Origin of the sequence: Burkholderia sp. SRS-25, from assembly GCF_004343765.1 — a bacterium.
Taxonomy (GTDB): Bacteria; Pseudomonadota; Gammaproteobacteria; order Burkholderiales; family Burkholderiaceae; genus Burkholderia; species Burkholderia contaminans.
On record NZ_PTXM01000011.1, the window covers coordinates 112,537 to 132,964 of the forward strand.

The 20,428-nt window shown below is 65.6% G+C and carries 17 protein-coding genes; 11 read left to right on the forward strand and 6 right to left on the reverse strand.

Annotation, left to right across the window (positions count from 1 at the left end; translation table 11 throughout):
* The first annotated feature begins 205 nt into the window (after window positions 1–205).
* On the forward strand, window positions 206–2,479 hold the full coding sequence (locus tag C5O79_RS17080) for a LamG-like jellyroll fold domain-containing protein (RefSeq protein WP_122477127.1): 2,274 nt from the start codon (window positions 206–208) through the stop codon (window positions 2,477–2,479).
* A 55-nt stretch (window positions 2,480–2,534) separates the two neighbouring features.
* On the forward strand, window positions 2,535–4,871 hold the full coding sequence (locus C5O79_RS17085) for a dockerin (protein ID WP_122477125.1): 2,337 nt from the start codon (window positions 2,535–2,537) through the stop codon (window positions 4,869–4,871).
* Window positions 4,872–5,233: 362 nt separating this feature from the next.
* Here the strand turns inward: C5O79_RS17085 and C5O79_RS17090 are convergent, their stop codons facing one another.
* Window positions 5,234–5,965 (reverse strand): GntR family transcriptional regulator, encoded by a 732-nt coding sequence (locus tag C5O79_RS17090; RefSeq protein WP_047851362.1) that lies wholly within the window; start codon window positions 5,963–5,965, stop codon window positions 5,234–5,236.
* Between the two features lie 156 nt (window positions 5,966–6,121).
* On the opposite strand from C5O79_RS17090, the gene C5O79_RS17095 reads away from it, so the two are divergent.
* The 5 genes from C5O79_RS17095 (at window position 6,122) to C5O79_RS17115 (ending at window position 12,447) form a co-directional block, all read left to right on the forward strand.
* Window positions 6,122–7,492, forward strand: coding sequence for an adenylosuccinate lyase family protein (locus C5O79_RS17095; RefSeq protein ID WP_122477122.1), 1,371 nt, complete (start codon window positions 6,122–6,124; stop codon window positions 7,490–7,492).
* Between the two features lie 26 nt (window positions 7,493–7,518).
* A complete protein-coding gene (locus tag C5O79_RS17100) occupies window positions 7,519–8,925 on the forward strand; it encodes a cation:dicarboxylase symporter family transporter (protein WP_122477119.1) in 1,407 nt (468 codons plus the stop codon).
* A 415-nt stretch (window positions 8,926–9,340) separates the two neighbouring features.
* Window positions 9,341–11,419, forward strand: coding sequence for a carbon starvation CstA family protein (locus C5O79_RS17105; RefSeq protein ID WP_039349522.1), 2,079 nt, complete (start codon window positions 9,341–9,343; stop codon window positions 11,417–11,419).
* Between the two features lie 12 nt (window positions 11,420–11,431).
* Entirely contained in the window at window positions 11,432–11,638 is a 207-nt protein-coding gene (locus tag C5O79_RS17110; RefSeq protein ID WP_011353713.1) for a YbdD/YjiX family protein, read from the forward strand.
* Window positions 11,639–11,826: 188 nt separating this feature from the next.
* The gene (locus C5O79_RS17115; protein WP_039349524.1) at window positions 11,827–12,447 is read left to right on the forward strand and encodes a hemolysin III family protein; all 621 of its coding nucleotides are present in this window, start codon (window positions 11,827–11,829) and stop codon (window positions 12,445–12,447) included.
* Window positions 12,448–12,514: 67 nt separating this feature from the next.
* Here C5O79_RS17115 and C5O79_RS17120 read toward each other — a convergent pair whose 3' ends face one another.
* From C5O79_RS17120 to C5O79_RS17130, 3 genes are all read right to left on the reverse strand, one after another.
* Window positions 12,515–13,924: an MFS transporter gene (locus C5O79_RS17120; protein ID WP_122477117.1), complete on the reverse strand. Its 1,410-nt coding sequence runs from the start codon at window positions 13,922–13,924 to the stop codon at window positions 12,515–12,517.
* Entirely contained in the window at window positions 13,921–14,352 is a 432-nt protein-coding gene (locus C5O79_RS17125) for a nuclear transport factor 2 family protein (protein ID WP_122477115.1), read from the reverse strand. Before C5O79_RS17125 ends, C5O79_RS17120 begins: the two co-directional genes overlap by 4 nt.
* Window positions 14,353–14,469: 117 nt before the next feature.
* A complete protein-coding gene (locus C5O79_RS17130) occupies window positions 14,470–14,823 on the reverse strand; it encodes a DOPA 4,5-dioxygenase family protein (RefSeq protein ID WP_047851356.1) in 354 nt (117 codons plus the stop codon).
* Between the two features lie 492 nt (window positions 14,824–15,315).
* Between C5O79_RS17130 and C5O79_RS17135 the strand changes: the two genes are divergently transcribed.
* Genes C5O79_RS17135 through C5O79_RS17145 form a run of 3 tightly spaced genes read left to right on the forward strand, consistent with a single transcriptional unit; the run spans window position 15,316 to window position 16,405 of the window.
* Window positions 15,316–15,693, forward strand: coding sequence for a hypothetical protein (locus C5O79_RS17135; RefSeq protein ID WP_046548744.1), 378 nt, complete (start codon window positions 15,316–15,318; stop codon window positions 15,691–15,693).
* 14 nt (window positions 15,694–15,707) lie between these two features.
* Window positions 15,708–15,920: a hypothetical protein gene (locus C5O79_RS17140; RefSeq protein ID WP_105818393.1), complete on the forward strand. Its 213-nt coding sequence runs from the start codon at window positions 15,708–15,710 to the stop codon at window positions 15,918–15,920.
* Window positions 15,917–16,405 carry a hypothetical protein gene (locus C5O79_RS17145; RefSeq protein ID WP_122477113.1) on the forward strand — a complete coding sequence of 163 codons (489 nt, stop codon included), beginning with the start codon at window positions 15,917–15,919 and terminating at the stop codon, window positions 16,403–16,405. Before C5O79_RS17140 ends, C5O79_RS17145 begins: the two co-directional genes overlap by 4 nt.
* Before the next feature lie 230 nt (window positions 16,406–16,635).
* Here C5O79_RS17145 and hpnH read toward each other — a convergent pair whose 3' ends face one another.
* The gene (gene hpnH / locus C5O79_RS17150; protein WP_046548742.1) at window positions 16,636–17,796 is read right to left on the reverse strand and encodes an adenosyl-hopene transferase HpnH; all 1,161 of its coding nucleotides are present in this window, start codon (window positions 17,794–17,796) and stop codon (window positions 16,636–16,638) included.
* Between the two features lie 12 nt (window positions 17,797–17,808).
* A complete protein-coding gene (gene ispH / locus C5O79_RS17155; RefSeq protein ID WP_039349543.1) occupies window positions 17,809–18,750 on the reverse strand; it encodes a 4-hydroxy-3-methylbut-2-enyl diphosphate reductase in 942 nt (313 codons plus the stop codon).
* Between the two features lie 402 nt (window positions 18,751–19,152).
* Between ispH and C5O79_RS17165 the strand changes: the two genes are divergently transcribed.
* Entirely contained in the window at window positions 19,153–20,340 is a 1,188-nt protein-coding gene (locus C5O79_RS17165) for a glycosyltransferase (protein ID WP_047851355.1), read from the forward strand.
* The last annotated feature ends 88 nt before the right edge of the window (window positions 20,341–20,428 follow it).

Genomic DNA, 20,428 nt, shown 5'->3' on the forward strand with positions numbered 1-20,428 from the left:
CGCGCAATCCTCAATCCGTGCATCACCGATGTGACACGTGCGTGTCATTGATGAATATGTTTTTTTTCGCTTGATTACATCCCTATCGTATTGGATAGAATGCTACGCGTTCCTGACGAATACGGAATGGTTCGTACATTTTTGTTGCTTCGACCATAGCTAAAAAACTGGGGATCCAGACATGCGAGACAACGGAGCACCGACGATGCTACCCGAGGAAATCGTCCCACTCGGCGACATCGAAAATATTGCACGACGCCATTTCGTGACGGCGCTCGGCGCAACGCTTCTGGCCGGGTGCGGCGGCGACGGAAGCAACGCGGTTTCAGGCGGTGAGCGTGCATCGGCAAACGGCACCGGCCAGGCGTCCCGAGGTGCTCCAGCTTCGAATGGTATCGACGCAGGGGCGACGTCGGCAGGCATTGCCCAGACCCGCGCCTTCACGCATCCCGGTTTGCTGCATACCGAGGCGGATTTCGAACGCATGCGCGCTAAGGTCGGGGCTCACGCTTCCCCGTGGATCGACAGCTGGAACGTGCTCGTCGCCAACGGTCACACGCGCCTCACGAACAAGCCGAACCCGCAGGTCGGCATCTATCGCGGCAACGATCCCACGCATGGTCAGAACTACGGCGCGCTTTACAACGACATCGCCGCCGCCTATGGCGACGCGCTGCGCTGGAAGGTGTCGGACGACACACGCTATGCCGACAAAGCCGTGGAGTATCTGGACCAATGGGCCGCGAAGCTGACGACGCTTGGCGGCAGCGACGTGGCGCTCGCCGCCGGCATCTACGGCTACGAGTTCGCCAACGCAGCCGAAATCATGCGCGGCTACAGCGGCTGGAGTCCGGCCGGACTCGCGGCGTTCCAGGCCATGATGCGCAATGTCTTCTACCCGGTCAGCCATGCTTTCCTGACCCGTATCGACACCGCGATGGACACGCACTACTGGGCCAACTGGGGCCTGGCCAACATTGCGTGCGTCCTGGCCATCGGCGTGCTGTGCGACGATGCCGAGCTCGTCAACGAGGCCGTCACCCATTTCAAGACCGGTGGCAGCAACGGCTGTATCCGGCAAGCCGTGTACTACCTGCACCCCGGCAACCTCGGGCAATGGCAGGAAGCCGGCCGGGACCAGGGCCACAGCACGCTCGGCATTGCCTTGACGGGCGCTATTTGCGAGATGGCGTGGAATCAGGGCATCGACCTGTACGGCTATGACAACAATCGCTTTCTGGCGGGCGCGGAATACGTGGCCAAGGCCAACCTGAAGCAGGCGGACGGCGCGTTCTACACGGTGCCTTTCGTCACGTACCAGAACAGTGCCGGCGTCACCCAGACGCAGTTCTCCACCGGCGGGCAAGGCGGCGCCCTGGGGCGGCCCTGCTGGGCGCTGGTGGCCAACCATTACATCAACCGCAAAGGTCTGGCGGCGCCGTACACCAAGCGCGCTGCCGAGCTTGTGGCGCCGGAAGGCGGCGGCGGCAACTACGGCCCCAACAGTGGCGGATTCGACCAGCTTGGCTACGGCACGCTCACCTGCACGCTCGACCCCGGCACCCCTGCAGCAACGCCGACCGGCCTGACCGGCTACGCCAGCGCGGGCAAGGTGGTGTTGTCGTGGTGGGGCAGCAGCAACGCCGTCAGCTACAACGTCAAGCGCGCCACCATTGCCGGCGGACCGTACAGCACCATCCGGAGCGGTATCACCGATCTGCTGACCTTTACCGATATGCCCGCCGGTGCCGGCACGTATTTTTATGTCGTGACGGCGCAAACGATTGCGGGCGAATCGGCGCCCTCCAACGAAGTGAAAGTGATCACGGCGCAGCAGCTGCTCGCGCACCTCACGTTTGATGAAGGCAGCGGCGTGACGGCCGCCGATAGCTCGGGCAACGGGCGCAATGGCACGCTCAACGGTGCAACGTGGGCAGCGGGGCGCAGCGGCAATGCGGTTTCGCTCAACGGCTCGGGCGCGTATGTGGCGTTGCCCGACGATCTGCTGGCCGATGTGTCGGACTTCACCATCGCCAGCTGGGTGTTCTGGAACGGCGCGCAAACGTGGGCACGCCTGTTCGACTTCGGCACGGGCTTCCACCGCTACATGATGTTCACGCCGCGCGCCCAGTTGCGCAACGGCTGGGCCGGCATGCGCTTCGCGATGACGGCCAACGGCCCCGGTGACGGCCCTCCGGAACAGATCATCGACGCCCCCACCGAGCTGCCGAGCAAGCGATGGGTGCATGTGGCCGTCACGCTATCGGGTTCGACCGGCACGATATACGTGGACGGCACGCCCGTCAGTACCAACACGGCGATGTTCCAGGCGCCGTTCCGCCTTGGCCCTACCACGCAGAACTGGCTGGGCAAATCGCAATACAGTGCCGACGCCACGTTCCACGGCCTGATCGATGATTTCCGTATCTATCGCGGTGCGCTCGGCGCTCCACAGATTGCATCGCTCATGACGAATTGATCACGCAGGGCCCGACGACGGGCCTGCGATGGACCTCTTTCATTAAGGACTTCTGATGAACGTGTTTTCTCGACGATGGATTGCCGCTGCGGCGATGGCGTGTACGTTATGGGGCTGTGATGGCGGATCCGACAGCGCGACAGGCGTGACCAATGCGGGTGCCAATGTCGCCGCCAATCGTAGTCAGATCGTCGGAAATGGCAGCGGCAGCAACCTGCCGGCGGCCAGCTGGACCAGCGTCAAGTGGGGCGGCGGCGGCTACGTCACCGGCCTGATCTACCATCCAGCCAATGCGAGCCTGCTGTATGCACGCACCGACGTCGGCGGCGCGTACCGCTGGAACGCGACCAACTCGACGTGGACGCCCATCACCGACGGCATCGGTTTCGGCTCAGGCGAGGGCGATTTCCACGGCGTCGAAAGCCTTGCGCTCGACCCGAACAACGATCAGCTCGTCTACATGATGACCGGCATTACCGTGACGCAGGGTCACAACGGCCGCATCTACATCTCGAGCAACCGCGGCGACACCTGGACGCACTACGACCTGCCGTTCCCGGTGGGCGGCAACGACAACGGCCGCGCCACGGGCGAGCGCCTGCAGGTCGACCCGAACAATCCCTCGACGCTGTTCTACGGATCGCGCACGGCCGGCCTGTGGAAGAGTGCCGATTCCGGCCGCACCTGGGCGCAGGTCACGGGTCTGTCCTCCACCACGATCAGCGGCGGCAGCTCCCCGCTGGGCGTCGAGCAGGTCATCTTCGACACGTCGGGCAAGGGCGGCGGCCAGCCGACCTGGATCATGTGGGCCACCGTCGCCCCGGACTACGCCAACGCGGCGGGCCTGACGTCGACCCTGTACAAGTCCACCAATGGCGGCTTCTCGTGGACGCCGGTGCCCGTCCCCCCGACGGTGTCCGGCTACTACATCCCGCACGTCGTGCGCACGTCCGACGGCAACTTCTACGTGGTGTTCAACGCGGGCGTCGGCCAGGGCATCGGTGGTCCGAGCTATCTCTACAAGTTCGGCGGAAGTAACAACGGCAACTGGACGCTGCTCAACCGCTCCAGCAGCAACGGCTTTGGCGGCCTGTCCGTCTCCGGTCTGGGCGCGTCCGCCCGCATCGCACTGGGCATGACGGGCTGGAGCGACACCAGCAAGACCATCCAGCTATCCGACGACGGCGGCAGCACGTGGCGCGAAATCGAGGCCGGCATGCCGCACACCGGCACTGCCTCGGTTGGCTGCGCCGGCTGGGTCGAGAGCGTCGCCATCGACCCGGCCAATCGCGATCACGTCATGCACGTCCACGGCGGCGGCATCTGTGAAACCATGAACGCCTCGTCGCCCACGCCAACCTGGAGCCCCAAGGTCGACAACCTCGAGGAAACCGTGACGCTGGCGCTCGTCACGGCGCCGCCCGGTGCGTCGTACAAGTTCATCAACAGCGCCGGCGACATCGGCACGTGGGTCAATACGGATCTCACGACGAGGCCGACGAAAGGCCCGTTGAGCACGTGGAGCAGCGGCAATTCGGCCGACATGTCGTGGTCCGATCCGACGTACATTGCCGCCGCGGGCGTCGACAACGCCAACGGCCATGCCACCAAGGGCTTCTGGTCCGGCGACAGCGGCAATAGCTGGGCGACGTTCGCGTCGCTGCCCAACGGCGCCGCGGCAAGCCAGAGCAACGTGGGCAACCTGGTCGTCCCTTCTCGCAACAACGTGACGTGGGCACCGCCGGACTCGGTGCCGTCGTACACGACAAACAATGGCGCCAGCTGGACGACGACCAACCTGCCGGCGTTCAGCGCCAAATGGAACGGCTTCCCGCGAGCCTACCGCCTGGCCGCGGACCGCAAGAACCCGAACAAGGTCTATGCCTACGACTCCGGCGGCGCACCGTGGAGCTGGCAGCGCGGCAAGATCTACGTCTCGAACGACGGCGGCCACACGTTCGCGCTGAGCCAGGGCTCCGTGAACGCGAACCTGGCCTGGAATTCGTGGCGGGATACGTCGATGGCGGTCAATCCGAACGCCGAGGGTGACCTCTGGCTGGCCGACGGCACGGCCGTGTACCACTCGGTGGACTCGGGGGCAACCTGGACGAAGCTCAGCGCCTTCGCGTCGACCAACGACACACCGGGCGCCACCGTGATCGCCTTGGGCAGGGCGCCGGGAGGTTCGTCGTACTCGGCCGCGGTCTACGTGGAAGGCACATTGAACGGCGTCTGGGGCATTTACCATTCCGACGACGGGGGTGCAACGTGGGCGCGCTTCAACGACGACGCGCACCAGTTCGGCGACTCCGGCGTGATGGCCGGCGACTGGAACACGTATGGCAGGATCTACGTCAACGGCGCCGCTCGCGGTCTGATCTATAGCAATTGAGGTTGATCGACCGTCGGGGGCCATTCTCGACGTCTACGTCATGGCGCTTTGACCAAGGAGCATGGGTGTCCACCGATCAGGAAGGTGGGCACCTGTGGCTGACGAAGACGCGAAGTTGAGCCACTACGGTACGGTCGCCTGCTCAAACGCTGGTTTCGTACAACGCGCGACAGGGGCTGCCGACGCTGCCCGGGAGTTGACACTGGTCTTCGCAAGAGTGCCGCGCACGGCGGCCATTGCGCGATCCATCGTGCGCATGTGCACGTGGCCTGCACCTTGCGTGACGATCGTATTCCCCCGGGGCTGTGCATCATCGTGATACCCGGCTGAGATTGGATGTTCAACAAGCCAAGTCCGCCAGTTCAACTCTCGGATCGTTTCAGCCTCATGGAAACGGAAAATCGTTCGGCCGGGTGAATGCTGATCGAGATTTCGAACGCAACGCCCATCGAATCGATATAGCGCCGCACGATTTCAAGCGCGGCCGTTCCCGCCGGGATCTGCAGTCTCGCAGCCATTTCCGGCGAGACGTTCACCGCCTGTACGTTTTGCTCGATCTCGGCAACGCATCGTCCGTAACGGGCCTCGATCAATGAACTGATCAGCGTGTCCGGCTCGTTGCGGATCGTCTCCACGATTTCCGCATAGCTCGGATCAATATAAACGTCCGTCCAGCCAATCGGCGGACGCGAGGTATCGCGTTCGACACGCAGGCTCGAAATGCGCAGCCAGCGTGCACCTTCGTCGCTTTTCAGGACCTTCGCGAGCTTGCCTTCAGCGACGAGCTCCTCGACCGTCTGCACCACGCGCAGATTCTCGGAACCGAACTGGACGAGATCCTCGATCGAAGCAAGAGACGGCCGGAAGTCGTTTTTCGGTTGCACCGATTCGACACGCGTCCCCGCGTTCTTGCGGCGCGATACGAAGCCGAGTTGCTGCAGTTCGTGCAGCGCCGCGCGAATCGTGTGCCGGCTCGTCTTGTACAGATCGCGCAGTTCGAGCTCGGTCGGCAAGTACGAGCCGACGGGAAAGCGGCCCGACGCGATGCCTTCAGTCAGGTCGCGCGCGATCTCGGCGAAATGGGGTCGGTTCATTTTCTCTGCATGTCAGTCGTCGCTGACAGTTTAAGGGTAAACGTCGCTTGAGCGATATGTCCGGACATAATAGCCTTCGATATGTCCGGACATATCGAAGGTATTCGGCTTCGAAGGTCCGATGCCTTTTCCCCGTTCTCCTTTTCAGAGGTCACCATGGCAAGCCGCGCCATCCCTGTCTCCAGCACCGTCGTCGATTCGATTCTGTTTCGAGATGCCTTCGGCACCGCGAAGATGCGTGCGCTGTTTTCCGATCATTCACTCGTGCAGCGTTACATCGACGTCGAAGTCGCGCTCGCGAAGGCCGAGGCGCGCGTCGGCGTGATTCCAGCCGAAGCGGCCGACGTGATTGCACGGGAAGCGAGTATCGAGCGCATCGATTTCGATCACATGCGCGAGGAGACGGACATCGTCGGCTATCCGATCCTGCCGCTCGTGCACCAGCTCGTCGCGATGTGCGGCGACGCGGGCCGCTACGTGCATTGGGGTGCCACGACGCAGGACATCATGGACACGGCGGTGGCCCTGCAAGTACGCGATGCGCTGGACTCGATCGACGCCGATATCCGCGAATTGCGCGGCATTCTCGCCGACCTCGCGCGCACGCACCGCGACACCGCAATGGCAGGCCGCACCCATCTCCAGCAGGCGCTGCCGATCACGTTCGGCTACAAGGCCGCAATCTGGCTCGCGATGTTCGACCGGCATCAGCAGCGGCTCGCGGAGCTGCGCGCACGCGTCGCGGTCGTCGAGTTCGCGGGCGCGGCCGGCACGCTGGCGTCGCTCGGCGACAAGGGTTTCGACGTCCAGAATGCGCTTGCGGAAGAACTGAAGCTCGGTGTGCCCGCGACGACGTGGCACGTCGCACGCGATGGCTTCGCCGAGGCAGTGAACCTGCTTGCGCTGGTCACGGGCTCGCTCGGCAAGATCGCGCTCGACATCATGATCATGGCGTCGAACGAATTCGCGGAAGTGTACGAACCGTTCGTCAAGGGGCGCGGCGCAAGTAGCACGATGCCGCAAAAGCGCAATCCGATCTCGAGCGAGCTGATGCTGGCGGCGGCGAAAGCGGTGCGGCAGCATGCGGGCCTGATGGTCGACGCGATGATCCAGGATTTCGAGCGGGCGACAGGTCCGTGGCATGCGGAATGGATCGCGATTCCCGAGAGCTTCATCCTGACATCCGGCGCGCTGCATCAGGCGAAGTTCGCGCTCGGTGGGCTGATCGTCGATGCGGTGCGGATGAAGCAGAACCTCGGCATCAGCAAGGGGCTGATCGTCGCCGAAGCCGCGATGATGCAGATGGCGCCGTTTACCGGGCGCCAGCAGGCGCACGACATCGTGTATGACGCGTGCCGCACGGTCAACGAGAAGGGCGGCACGCTCGCCGAAGCGCTGGCCGCACTGCCCGAGGTGACGCGGCACTTCGATCGCGACGCGATCGAACGCATGACGGATCCGGTCAACTACCTGGGCCTCGCGCCGCAGATGGTCGATCGGGCGATCGCACTGTCCCGCGAAATCTGAGCGGACATCGTGGAGGAGACACCATCATGAATCACGCACAGACCTCGCGCGACGAACCGGTCGCCCCGGCGCCGAAGCGCCCGTGGTATCGCAAGCTCGGCATGCAGGTGCTCGCGTCGCTGGTGCTCGGCATCGTCGCCGGGCTGCTGTTTCCGAAATTCGGCACGCAGATGAAGATTCTCGGCGACGTGTTTCTCGCGCTGATCAAGGCCGGCGTCGCGCCGCTCGTGTTCCTGACGATCGTGCATGGCATTGCTTCCGCCGGCGACGTGAAGAGCGCGGGGCGGGTCGGCTGGCGTGCGATCGTCTACTTCGAAGTCGTGTCGACGATCGCGCTGGCGTTCGGCCTGTTCGCCGGCAACCTGCTGCAGACCGGCCAGGGTATGACGTCCGTGGCGGTCGGCAAGGTACCGGTTGCCGCGGCAAAGGCGGCGCCGCAAGGGTTCACCGAATTCGTGATGCATCTCGTGCCGGACAACTTCATCGGCGCGTTCGCGAAGGGCGAGTTGCTGCAGGTGGTCGTGCTCGCGGTGATGGTCGGCATCGGCATTCTTGCGATTCCCGAAGGGCGGCGCGCGCGAATCAACGACGGGCTCGACCAGATTTCGGAGGTCCTGTTCTCGTTCATCAACCTGGTGATGAAGCTTGCCCCGCTCGGCACCTTCGGCGCGATCGCGTTCGCGGTCGGCAGCAACGGGACAGCCGTGCTGGTCGCGCTCGCGCAACTCGTGCTCAGCTTCTACGCGGTCGTGGTGCTGTTCATCGTCGTCGTGATGGGCGTCGTAGCGAAGCTGGCCGGCTTCAGCATGTGGCGCTTCATGCGCTACATCAAGGACGAGATCCTGATCGTGCTCGGCACCGCGTCGTCGGAAAGCGCGTTGCCGCGCCTGCTGATCAAGCTCGAGCGACTTGGCTGCGCGAAGCAGACGGTCGGTCTCGTGCTGCCGACCGGCTATGCGTTCAATCTCGACGGGACGTCGATCTTCATGGCGATGGGCGTGATGTTCATCGCGCACGCGTACAACGTGCCGCTCACGTTCGAGCATCAGATGGGGATCCTGCTGCTGATGCTGTTGACGTCGAAAGGCGCCGCGACGGTATCGGGCGGATCGTTCGTCGTGTTCGCGGCGACGGTGACATCGACGGGGCTGCTGCCGGTGGAGGGACTCGCACTGATCTTTGGCGTCTACCGCTTCATGTCGATGGCGATCGCAACGTGCAATACGATCGGCAACAGCCTGGCCACGGTCGTCGTTGCGAAATGGTCTGGTACGTTCGACGAGACGGTCGCGCAGCGCCACCTTTACCCGGAACGTTATCCGGCAACAGCGCGTGCCGATGCGAAGCTCGACGATGGCAACCTGCTGCCCGAAGATTCCGGCGACGCGAATCCGCATCCGCACGGGATCCGGCTCAAGCGCGGCGGTCTGTAGCATCGATTCTGGGCGAACGAGCGCATCGGCTCTGCATATGTGTTGTCGAGTCGATGTTCTCGCCGGATGCAGCGTTCGATATCGCTATCCACATAGATTGGACGGTTCGCTTTTCCTCGCGGTGGCCCACCACGTCTTCGGTTACCTTGAGTCGATCCGGCTCTCGCCTCGGCAGTGGCGGCCAGGTACAAATTTCCGCAAACCGACGTTGTCGTCGCACCGCACCTCCCCGCATCTACGTAATTCTACGTAGCCCCGCATACGTAGTTATCCGCTTGTAAGCCGCCCCCGTCGCGCGGAATACTACGGCCCATCGCCGTGGCCTCTGCGAGGCTGCGGCACGACGCATCGACGTCACGCGGGTTCGGCCCCTCGCCGCATCCACTCAAAAACACATTGGAGACCAGGAGACGCCATGAATCGGGCTTCCAGTACCCTGCTATGGATCGCGGTCGCGCTGCTCGGCGCGTTCGCGTTCGGCACGATCGCACTCGCACACGGCGAGCGCGTCAGTGCCCTCTGGATCGTGATCGCCGCAGTCTGCGTGTATCTGATCGCGTATCGCTTCTACAGCCGTTTCATCGCCAGCAAGGTCATGCAGCTCGACGGGCTGCGGATGACGCCGGCCGTCAAGTACAACGACGGCCTCGACTACGTGCCGACCAACAAGTACGTGCTGTTCGGCCATCACTTCGCCGCGATCGCCGGCGCCGGCCCGCTCGTCGGCCCCGTGCTCGCCGCGCAGATGGGCTACACGCCCGGCATGCTGTGGATCCTGGCCGGCGTCGTGTTCGCCGGCGCGGTGCAGGACTTCATCGTGCTGTTCATCTCGACGCGCCGCGACGGCCGCTCGCTCGGCGATCTCGTCAAGATGGAGCTCGGCACGGTGCCCGGCGTGATCGCGCTGTTCGGCGCGTTCCTGATCATGGTGATCATCCTCGCGGTGCTCGCGCTGATCGTCGTGAAGGCGCTGACGAATTCGCCGTGGGGCACGTTCACCGTCGCCGCGACGATTCCGATCGCGCTGTTCATGGGCGTCTACACGCGCTACATCCGTCCGGGCCGCATCGGCGAAGTGTCGATCATCGGCTTCGTGCTGCTGATGGCGTCGATCGCGTTCGGCCAGCACGTGCACGATTCGCCGACGCTCGCCGCGTGGTTCACGTTCACGGGCACGCAGCTCACGTGGATCCTGATCGGCTACGGCTTCGTCGCGTCGGTGCTGCCGGTGTGGCTGCTGCTCGCGCCGCGCGACTACCTGTCGACCTTCCTGAAGATCGGCACGATCCTCGGCCTCGCGATCGGCATCCTGGTCGTCGCCCCGGAACTGAAGATGCCCGCGCTGACGAAGTTCGTCGACGGCACGGGCCCGGTGTGGTCGGGCAACCTGTTCCCGTTCCTGTTCATCACGATCGCGTGCGGCGCGGTGTCGGGCTTCCACGCGCTGATCTCGTCGGGCACGACGCCGAAGCTGATCGACAACGAAACCAACGCGCGCTTCATCGGTTACGGCGCGATGCTGATGGAATCGTTCGTCGCGATCATGGCGCTGGTCGCCGCGTGCGTGATCGAGCCGGGCATCTATTTCGCGATGAACGCACCGGCCGCCGTGCTCGGCTCGACGCCGGAAGCGGTGGCCAACACGGTCACGCAATGGGGCTTCGTGCTGACGCCCGACATGCTCACGCAGACCGCGAAGGCCGTCGGCGAAACGACGATCATCGCGCGTGCAGGCGGCGCGCCGACGCTGGCAGTCGGCATGGCGCACATCCTGCACCAGGTGATCGGCGGCGAAGCGATGATGGCGTTCTGGTATCACTTCGCGATCCTGTTCGAGGCGCTGTTCATCCTGACGGCCGTCGACGCCGGCACGCGCGCGGGCCGCTTCATGCTGCAGGACCTGCTCGGCACGTTCCACCCGGCACTCAAGCGCACCGAATCGCTGCCCGCGAACCTGGTCGCCACCGCGCTGTGCGTGGCCGCGTGGGGCTACTTCCTGTACCAGGGCGTGGTCGATCCGCTCGGCGGCATCAACACGCTGTGGCCGCTGTTCGGCATCTCGAACCAGATGCTCGCCGCGATCGCGCTGGTGCTCGGCACCGTCGTGCTGTTCAAGATGAAGCGCGAGCGCTATGCGTGGGTGACGATCGTGCCGACCGCGTGGCTGCTGATCTGCACGCTGACGGCCGGCTGGCAGAAGATTTTCGACGCGAACCCGAAGGTCAGCTTCCTCGCGCACGCCGCGAAGCTGCAGGCAGCGGTGGACGAAGGCAAGGTGCTCGCGCCGGCGAAGTCGATCGCGCAGATGAAGCGGATCATCTTCAACGACTACATCGACGCGGCGCTGGCCGGGCTGTTCATCTTCGTCGTCGTGGCGATCGCGGTGTACGGCGTGATCGCCGTGCTGCGCGCGCGCCGCGAGTCGAAGCCGACGGTGCGCGAGACGCCGTACGAAGCGATGCCGGCCGCGCAGGCGCTCGGCAGCGGACGTTAAGGGGAGGCCGCGATGTTCAGCGATCTTGGCAGCGACCTGCGCAGCGCGGGGCGTTACCTCGGGCAGGCGTTGCGGCTGATGGTCGGCCTGCCCGACTACGACACCTACGTCGCGCACATGCGCGCGACCCATCCGGACCGCGAACCGATGACGTATGAGGAATTCTTCCGCGAGCGTCAGAATGCGCGATATGGGTCGGGAGCGGGGAAGTGCTGTTGAACCGGGCGGTCCAGGCCGTTCGGTAATCGAAAGGGAAGCGCCGCGATGCATGTCGCGGCGCTTTTTCTTTGGCGGCCCGGCGGGCCGGCGGCGCGCGTCGCCGTTTGCCTGAGCGCAGCACGGCAAATTCCGCCGGCCGGTATCATAGGGTTCCCTCTTTTCCCGATGGACCCGCAGGAGAACACGTCGTGCATGTCGGTGAGCGTTTCAACAGCATTTCCCATCTCGTCGGCGCGGTGCTGTCGGTGGTCGGTCTCGTGGCGCTCGTCACGATGGGCGCGCTCGAAGGCGATCCCTACAAAGTGGTGAGCTTCAGCGTGTATGGCGCGATGCTGATCCTGCTCTATGCAATCTCGACGCTGTACCACAGCGTGCGCAATCCGCGCCTGAAAGCGATCCTGCAGAAGTGCGACCACTCGGCGATCTACCTGCTGATTGCCGGCAGCTATACGCCGTTCACGCTGGTCACGCTGCGCGGCCCGTGGGGCTGGTCGCTGTTCGGCGTGAGCTGGGGGCTCGCCGTGTTCGGGATCGTGCAGGAACTGACGCTCGGGCGGCGCACGCGCCTGTTGTCGATGATCCTGTACGTGGCGATGGGCTGGCTCGCGCTGGTCGCGGTGCGCCCGCTGATTCATGCGCTGCCGCCGGTCGGTACCGCGTGGCTCGTGGCCGGCGGGTTGATCTATAGCGCGGGGATCTACTTCTTCATCAACGACGAACGCATCCGCCACGGGCACGGCATCTGGCATCTGTTCGTGCTGGCCGGGAGCCTGTGCCAGTTCGTCAGTGTCGCGATGTATGTCGCGTGAGCGACGGGCGGCGTTGACGCAATGGCGGCGCGCCGTGCCGCCGCGCGCGCACCTGCTGGAGCATGCGTCACCGACGCGTGGCGGTTTGTAGCTGCACAGCCGGTTCGCCGGGTGCCCGTGACGGCTGCGCCGTGATCCACCACGTCGCGGCGGCGAGTGCCGACAAGCCTGTCGCGATGCCGAGCGCCACCCGCATCGCCGCCGGAAACGGCTGCAGCGTCGCGATGCACGCGCCGAAGATCGCGACCCCAAGCGCCGATCCACTTTGCCGCGCCGCGTTCAACGCGGCCGCCGCCACGCCGGCGCGGCGCCGGTCGACCGTCCCGAGCGCCGGCGACGTCGCGGCCGGCGAGATGAATCCGGATGCGAAGCCGATCGCGAGCATCGGCGCGACGGCGAGCCACGCGGGCGTCGTCGCACCGATGCCCGTCATGCCGAGCGCGCCGGCCGCATAGAGCCCAAACGCCGCGCACATCGCGCCGCGCGCGCCGAAGCGCGCAACCAGCCTGCCCGAACACAGCCCGCCGAGCGCGACCATGGCGGTCATCGGCAGGAACGCGAGCCCCGTATCGAGCGGGCTCGCGCCGCGGACCTGCCGATAGAACAGGCTGAGCACGAACAGCGAGCCGTAGAACACGAACGCCGACGCCATCGACACGAACGTCGATCCGGCGAACAGCCGGTTGCGGAAGAACGCGAGCGGCAGCATCGGGTCGCGGCGCCGCGCTTCGATTGCGATGAACGCGCTCCACGCGACGACGCTCGTCACCGCGCCGCCGATGATCGGCGCCGAGCGCCAGCCGAGCGACGGGCCTTCGATCAGCGTGCCGATCAGCGCCGCGATCGCAACGATGGCCGTGGCCTGGCCGCCCCAGTCGAAATGCCGCGATGCGTCGACGACGGCGGCGCGCACGACCGAGCGGCCGAGCCAGATGCCGGCCAGCCCGAGCGGCAGGTTCACGAAGAAGAGGCTGCGCCACCCGAACAGATGGATCAGCAGGCCGCCGATCAGCGGGCCCGACGCCATCGCGATGCCGCCGCAGCCCATCCACAGGCTGATCGCCGACGCGCGCGCAGCCGGTTCGGGGAAGGCGCGGTTGAGCAGCGCGAGCGAGCAGGGCACCAGCATCGCGCTGCCGACGCCTTGCAGCGCGCGGGCGATTGCAAGTGCCGGGAGGTGTGGCGCGACGCCGCCCAGCGCCGACGCGGCGACGAATACCGCGAGCCCGGCGATGTAGACGTCGCGATCGCCGAGCCGGTCGCCGAGTGTGCCGCCCGTCATCAGCAGGCTCGCGAACGCGAGCGTGTACGCGTTCACGATCCACTGCAGGCCGGCTACGCGGCTGCCGAACGTATGGGCGATGTCGATGAGCGCGACGTTGACGATGGACGCGTCGAGCAGCACGAGCGTGTAGCTCACGCAGGTCGCGGCGAGCACGCGGCGGGCCGCGGCGCGGGTCGGTGCGGCGGCCGTCATGCGCGGTCGGGCGCCGGCGTGGCGGCGCGCAGCGCGAGAAAGCCGGCCCAGCCCCAGTACACGCGATGATGCGCGATCAGCCCGTCGCGCAGATCCATCACTTCGACGAGATCGACCTGGTCGCCGTCCGGCGTGGCGCGCGGATATTCCCACGTGAGCTGGCGGCCGTTCGAGAAGAACAGCCCGGTGCGATACCAGCGCCCGAGCTTGTTGCCCGGATTGCGCAGGCCCGCCGCGAAGAATGCGCCGATCGCGGCCTTGCCGTGCAGCACGCCGGAGCCGTGATCGGGCAGCGTGACGACGATCAGCGGCGTTTCGAGCACCGCGTCGTCGGCATACAGCGCCATCAGCGCGTCGACGTCGCGCGCGACGACGGCCGCGTGCCAGCCTTCATGAATGTGCCGGGCATCGGCGTGGGCGTGTGACATGGCGGGTTCCGGAAGCATCGATAACGGAACCCACTGTATGAGCGCGCCCCCTCGGAACGTTTCACGTCGACCCGAAACGTGGGTGTCGCCGCGGCGCAGGCGGCCGCGTGCCGGCCGTTATCCGGCCAGCGCGTCGAGATTCAGCTGATACGACTTTCCGATCCACACCGCGCAATCGCGATGGTCGCGCAGTTCATCGTTCGTATTCGGATGCAGGAAGATGTCGAGCGCCCCATGGTTCAGCACGAGCCACGGCACGATGTCGTCGAAGCGCGCGGCGTCGAACGCGATCTGGTACGACCACGCCGGGTGCGGGCCGACGAGGCGTTCGTGAAAGCGGCCGAGTTCGATGACCGCGCCGAACCGTTCGTCGACGACCTGGCGAAACGCCCAGGCCGCGTCGCGGCTGGCCGCATCGAAATAGACGTGCGCGTGCCAACTATGGATGGCGGTGATGTCGAGGGCAGCCATGGAAGGACTCGATGAAGATGGGAATGCATGAGGTGCCGTGCGAAACGGCCGATGTGTGATTATCGCGCGTCCTTGCCGTGCGCGTCGTGTCGCTATCCGGCAATCCGGACGCGACGATTTGTCCTGAATCATGAGAAACGTTCGATTCGATCGGGCCACCGATTGCGGTGTCCGCACGCGCGATATCACGCCGGAAGCCTTGTCGGCGGGTGCGCCGGTGGTGATCGCATCGGCAACATGTCATTTCCGAAATTGAAAAAGCGCTGCGTGCGCTGCTTCGGATCGTCTGAACAAATGCGATCAGGGCGTTGAATGAAATAAAGAAATTCCTGTTTGGCGGGATTCGCGCATGACGCGTTTTGCGCACCGGGTGTCGACACCGAAAATATCAATTGCGGAATCGGCTATTCAAGGGGAGTGCGGTGCGTCATACGATGGTTTCAACGCATCGTCGAACATGATCGATGCGGGGACAACCACCTGGAGGCCACTATGCGATCCCTCGTTCCCGTTGCGGTACTTTCCTGCGCACTCGCTGCGCTGCCCGCCGTCAGTTTCGCTCAGTCTGCCGTGACGGACAGCGCATCGAATGCCTCATTGTCGAGTTGGTCGGCGGCGCGTGCCGAAACCGACGCGCAACTGACGCAGATGACGCGCGCCGGCTATCGCGCGACGTCCGCCGGCAACCAGAATTATCCGCTCGCGATGCAGCGTGCGCTCGAACGTGTCCACAACCCGGTGCCGGACCGGTCGCGCGAAGAGCGGGCCGCAATGGAAGCGCGCGCCGCGCGCGATGTGCAGGGCGGCCATCCGGTCAAGGCGTTCTTCGTGAAGACCGCGTACTACCTGAAGGGCGAGAACACGTTCTGATGCAGGAGGCGAACATGGCTTGCACGATCCGATTTAACGGCGTCGTGCGCGCGTCGGCGCCGCGCCGGCTGCCGGATGCGCGAGCGGCGCAGCGGCGCGACGATGGGCACGGCGCGCGGCGTCGTGCGATGTACCTGCGCCACGCGCGCCGCGACGCCGTTGCGTGCCGCCTCGCATGGCCGGCATTCGAGGCGAGCGATGCGCCCGCCGACGGGAGCCCGTCATGAAAGGCTCCCGGAAGAACCGTCGCCACGTGCCGCTGACTCGCGAGTGGCTGCTGCCGCTGCCGCCCGTGCATGCACGCGACATCTCGCTGAAATGCCACATGGCGCTCGTCGCGCTGCGCAGCGGGCATGGCAACGAGGCGCTGCTGATGCGCTTGCGCACGAGCGTCTACCTGGTGTTCCTGGCGCTCGACGATGCGGTGTGCGCGGATGCGGACATCGACCTGTGCGTCGACGCGGAGCGTGCGCTCGACGCGGGCGTGGCGCGCGCGGCGCAAAGCGGCGCATGGACGCTGCGCGACGACGAATGCACGGTACTCGAGCATGTGCTCGCGGCGAACGACACGTGCGTCACGACGCTCACGCGGCATCGGCTGGCCGAGCTATGGGAGCACGTCTGCGCGTTCGCGTCGAGCGGCCAGCCGGCGCTCGTCGCGGGCGCGGCGGAGAAGATGCGCATGCATGTGGCCGAGTCGCTGGCCGCGTAGCCTCGCACCGGTTTCGCAGGGAGGATGGAGGAGACAGGGCCGGCCGCACCGGCGCAGCGACACGGTCGCATTGATTCAGCGCATGCGTGACTGTCGCGGCAATCAATACGGTGACGGCGAAACGCGATGCAAAACCGCGGCCCAAAACAAAAGCGCCACGGAGCGGACTCCGTGGCGCTTCATTTTTTCCCGCCGGCGCGAAGGCGTGGCCTCCGCGCGGCGAAACGCGCTCAGGCTGCGGCTGCCGGCTTCGCCGCCTTCTGCAGCTTGCCCTTGCCGGCGCGCTGGATTTCCTCGAGCTTGATCTCGACGTGGCGCGAGAACACGTACTCGGCCGGACGCTGGTTCGCGATCGAGATGTCCGGTGCGAACGGGCCGTCGGTCTTGATGCCCTTGCGGCTCACGGCGAACGCCTTCAGCGGATGCGCCATCGTGTCCATCACGGCGGTTGCTTCGAAGCCGCAGTGGACCATGCAGTCCGCGCACTTCTCGTAGTTGCCGACGCCGTAGTTGTCCCAGTTCGTGTCTTCCATCAGTTCCTTGAAGGTCTTCACGTAACCTTCGCCGACCAGGTAGCACGGCTTCTGCCAGCCGAACACCGTACGCGCCGGGTTGCCCCACGGCGTGCACTTGTACGTCTGGTTGCCGGCCAGGAAGTCGAGGAACAGCGACGACTGGCTGAACGACCAGCGCTTGCCGCCTTCGCCGCGCTTCAGGATTTCGCGGAACAGGTTCTTCGTCTTGTCGCGGTTCAGGAAGTGCTGCTGATCCGGCGCGCGCTCGTACGCGTAGCCCGGCGACACGGTGATGCCGTCGACGCCGATCGGCTTCAACGTATCGAAGAACTTCGCGACGCGCTCGGGGATCGCATCGTTGAACAGCGTGCAGTTGATGTTCACGCGGAAGCCGCGGCGCTTCGCTTCCTTGATGGCTGCGACCGCCTTGTCGTACACGCCTTCCTGCGACACCGAGTGATCGTGCATCTGCGCGTCGCCGTCGAGGTGGACCGACCAGACGAAATACGGGCTCGGCTGGTAGTCGTCCATCTTCTTTTCCATCAGCAGCGCATTCGTGCAGAGGTAGACGAACTTCTTGCGCTTCATGATGCCGCGGACGATTTCCGGCATTTCCTTGTGCAGCAGCGGTTCGCCGCCGGCGATCGACACGATCGGCGCGCCGCACTCGTCGACCGCTTCCAGGCATTCCTGGACGGACAGGCGCTGGTTCAGGATGGGGTCCGGATAATCGATCTTGCCGCAGCCGTTGCACGCGAGGTTGCAGCGGAACAGCGGCTCGAGCATCAGCGCGAGCGGATAGCGTTTGTTACCGGACAGGTGTTGGCGCGTGATGTACGCGCCGACGCGGACTTGCTGGAGCAGCGGAATAGACAAGAGATGTCCTCCTTAAACTTCGCGGGCGACAGCTTGCGTGAGCTTCGCCGGCAGCTTGAATTCGACTTTTTCCTCACGGCCCGCCATCGTCGTGACGTCGACGGGACCCAGCGCGCGCAACGCGCCGATGACATCTTCGACCATCTCCTCGGGCGCGGACGCCCCGGCGGTCAGGCCCACGGTCTTCGCATTCGCGAACCATTCGGCCTTTACTTCCGAACCGTCGGCGACGAGGTAGCTCGGCACACCGCTTTCGGTGCCGATCTCGCGCAGGCGGTTCGAGTTCGAGCTGTTCGTCGCACCGACCACGAGCAGCACGTCAACCTGTTCGCTCAGCTCGCGCACGGCGGCCTGGCGATTTTGCGTCGCGTAGCAGATGTCACGCGTGTCCGGGCCGACGAGGTCGGTGAACCGGCGCTGCAGCGCTTCGATGATGCCGCGCGTATCGTCGACCGACAGCGTGGTCTGCGTAATGTACGCGACCGGCGTGTCGACGGGCAGCGTCAGCGTATCGACTTCGGCTTCGCTCTGCACGAGGATCACCTCGGCCGGAATCTGGCCGATCGTCCCCTCGACTTCCGGGTGGCCCGCATGGCCGATCAGGATCAGCCGGCGGCCCGCCGCGACATACTGGCGGCCTTGCACGTGCACTTTCGTGACGAGCGGGCAGGTCGCGTCGAGCACGTCGAGCCCGCGCGTTTCCGCGTCGCGCTCGACCGTCTGGGCGACACCGTGCGCGCTGAAGATCGCGACAGCGCCGTGGGGCACCTCGTCGAGTTCCTCAACGAATCGGGCCCCTTTATTACGCAGATTCTCGACGACATGCCGGTTATGCACGATCTCATGACGCACATAGACCGGCGCACCGTGCTGTTGCAGCGCGCGATCGACGATCTCGATCGCACGGACAACCCCCGCACAAAAGCCGCGGGGCTGGGCAAGGATGACTCGCATAGGTGAGCGAACTCCGACGACAGACGCCGGGGTTCGAGGAGCTGGCACTCGCTCGCTCGCCCCGGCTTGATGTTATGAAGGCAGGAACGAACCGGCCGGCCAGGCCCCGGAACCCCGAATTAATCGCGCATTTTAACCCTATCGGGAAGTCCTTGCTCTGGTGCTGTATCCGGCGTGTTGCATTTGCGGGAGAACCGCGTCGGCGCTGGCGCGCGCGTAACCCAGTAAACTACGCGGTTTCGCGGGCAGCCGCTCCGGCTGCCCGGCGTCGCGCTCATTTCAAGGCCATTCGATGACCGTCGATTCTTACGCGTATTGCCCGGCCGCCCGTGCGGTTTCGGGCGTTTTGTTCCCGACCCCTATTGATTTTGCCGTTGCCGGCGCCCGACGGGAGGCGCACCGATGATGCTGGTTCTTGCATTCCTGGTGTCCGGCCTGTCGCTGATGATCTGGATCGTGCTGCTCGTCGCGCGCGGCGGTTTCTGGCGCGCGGTGCCCGCGCGGCCGCTGCCGCCCGAGGCGCGCGGCGCCGCGGCCGAAGCCGGCTGGCCGGCCGTCGTCGCGGTCGTGCCGGCGCGCAACGAGGCCGACGTAATCGCCCGGGCGGCGACTTCGCTGCTCGAGCAGGATTACCCGGGAGAATTTCATCTGATCATCGTCGATGACCACAGCGACGACGGCACCGCCGACGCGGCCCGCGCGGCCGCGCTCGCGATCAACCGCGCCGACCGGCTGACGGTGCTGGCCGCGAAGCCGCTGCCGGCCGGCTGGTCGGGCAAGGTGTGGGCGCAGTCGCAGGGGATCGCCGCGGTGCAGGCGCTCGGCCTGCCGGCCGACTACCTGCTGCTGACGGATGCCGACATCGGCCATCCGCCCGATGCCGTCGCGCAGCTCGTCACGCGCGCGCAGGCCGAGAACCGCGATCTCGTGTCGCTGATGGTGCGGCTGCGCTGCGATTCGTTCTGGGAAAAGGCGCTGATTCCGGCGTTCGTGTTCTTCTTCGCGAAGCTCTACCCGTTCTCGTGGATCAACAACCCGCGCAACCGGACGGCCGGCGCCGCGGGCGGCTGCATGCTCGTCAAGCGCACGGCGCTCGAGGAAGCGGGCGGCATCGAGTCGATCCGCGGCGCGCTGATCGACGACTGCAGTCTCGCCGCGCAGATCAAGCATCGCGGCGAGGGCCGCCATCCGATCCGGCTCGACCTGGCCGACCGCAGCGTGTCGTTGCGCCCGTACGACAGCTGGCGCGACATCTGGAACATGATCGCGCGCACCGCGTTCACGCAGCTGCACTATTCGCCGCTGCTGCTGGCCGGCACGCTGCTCGGGATGACGATCATCTATCTCGTGCCGCCCGCGGCGGCGCTCGCGTACGGCGCGCGCGCGTGGCCGGCGTGGCTCGCATGGGCGTCGATGTGCGCCGCGTATGCGCCGATGCTGCGCTACTACCGGCGCTCGCCGCTGTGGGCGCCGGCGCTGCCGCTCGTCGCGCTGTTCTACGTCGGCGCGACGTTCGCGTCCGCGTGGCGTTACTGGCGCGGCAAGGGCGGCCAGTGGAAGGCGCGCGTGCAGGCGCCGGTGGAGCGCTGAGACTTGCCCGGGAGGCGTGCCTCCCGGCAGCCGGAAAGCAAACAGCCCGATCGGTGGAAACCGGTCGGGCTGTTTCGTTTTGGGCGGT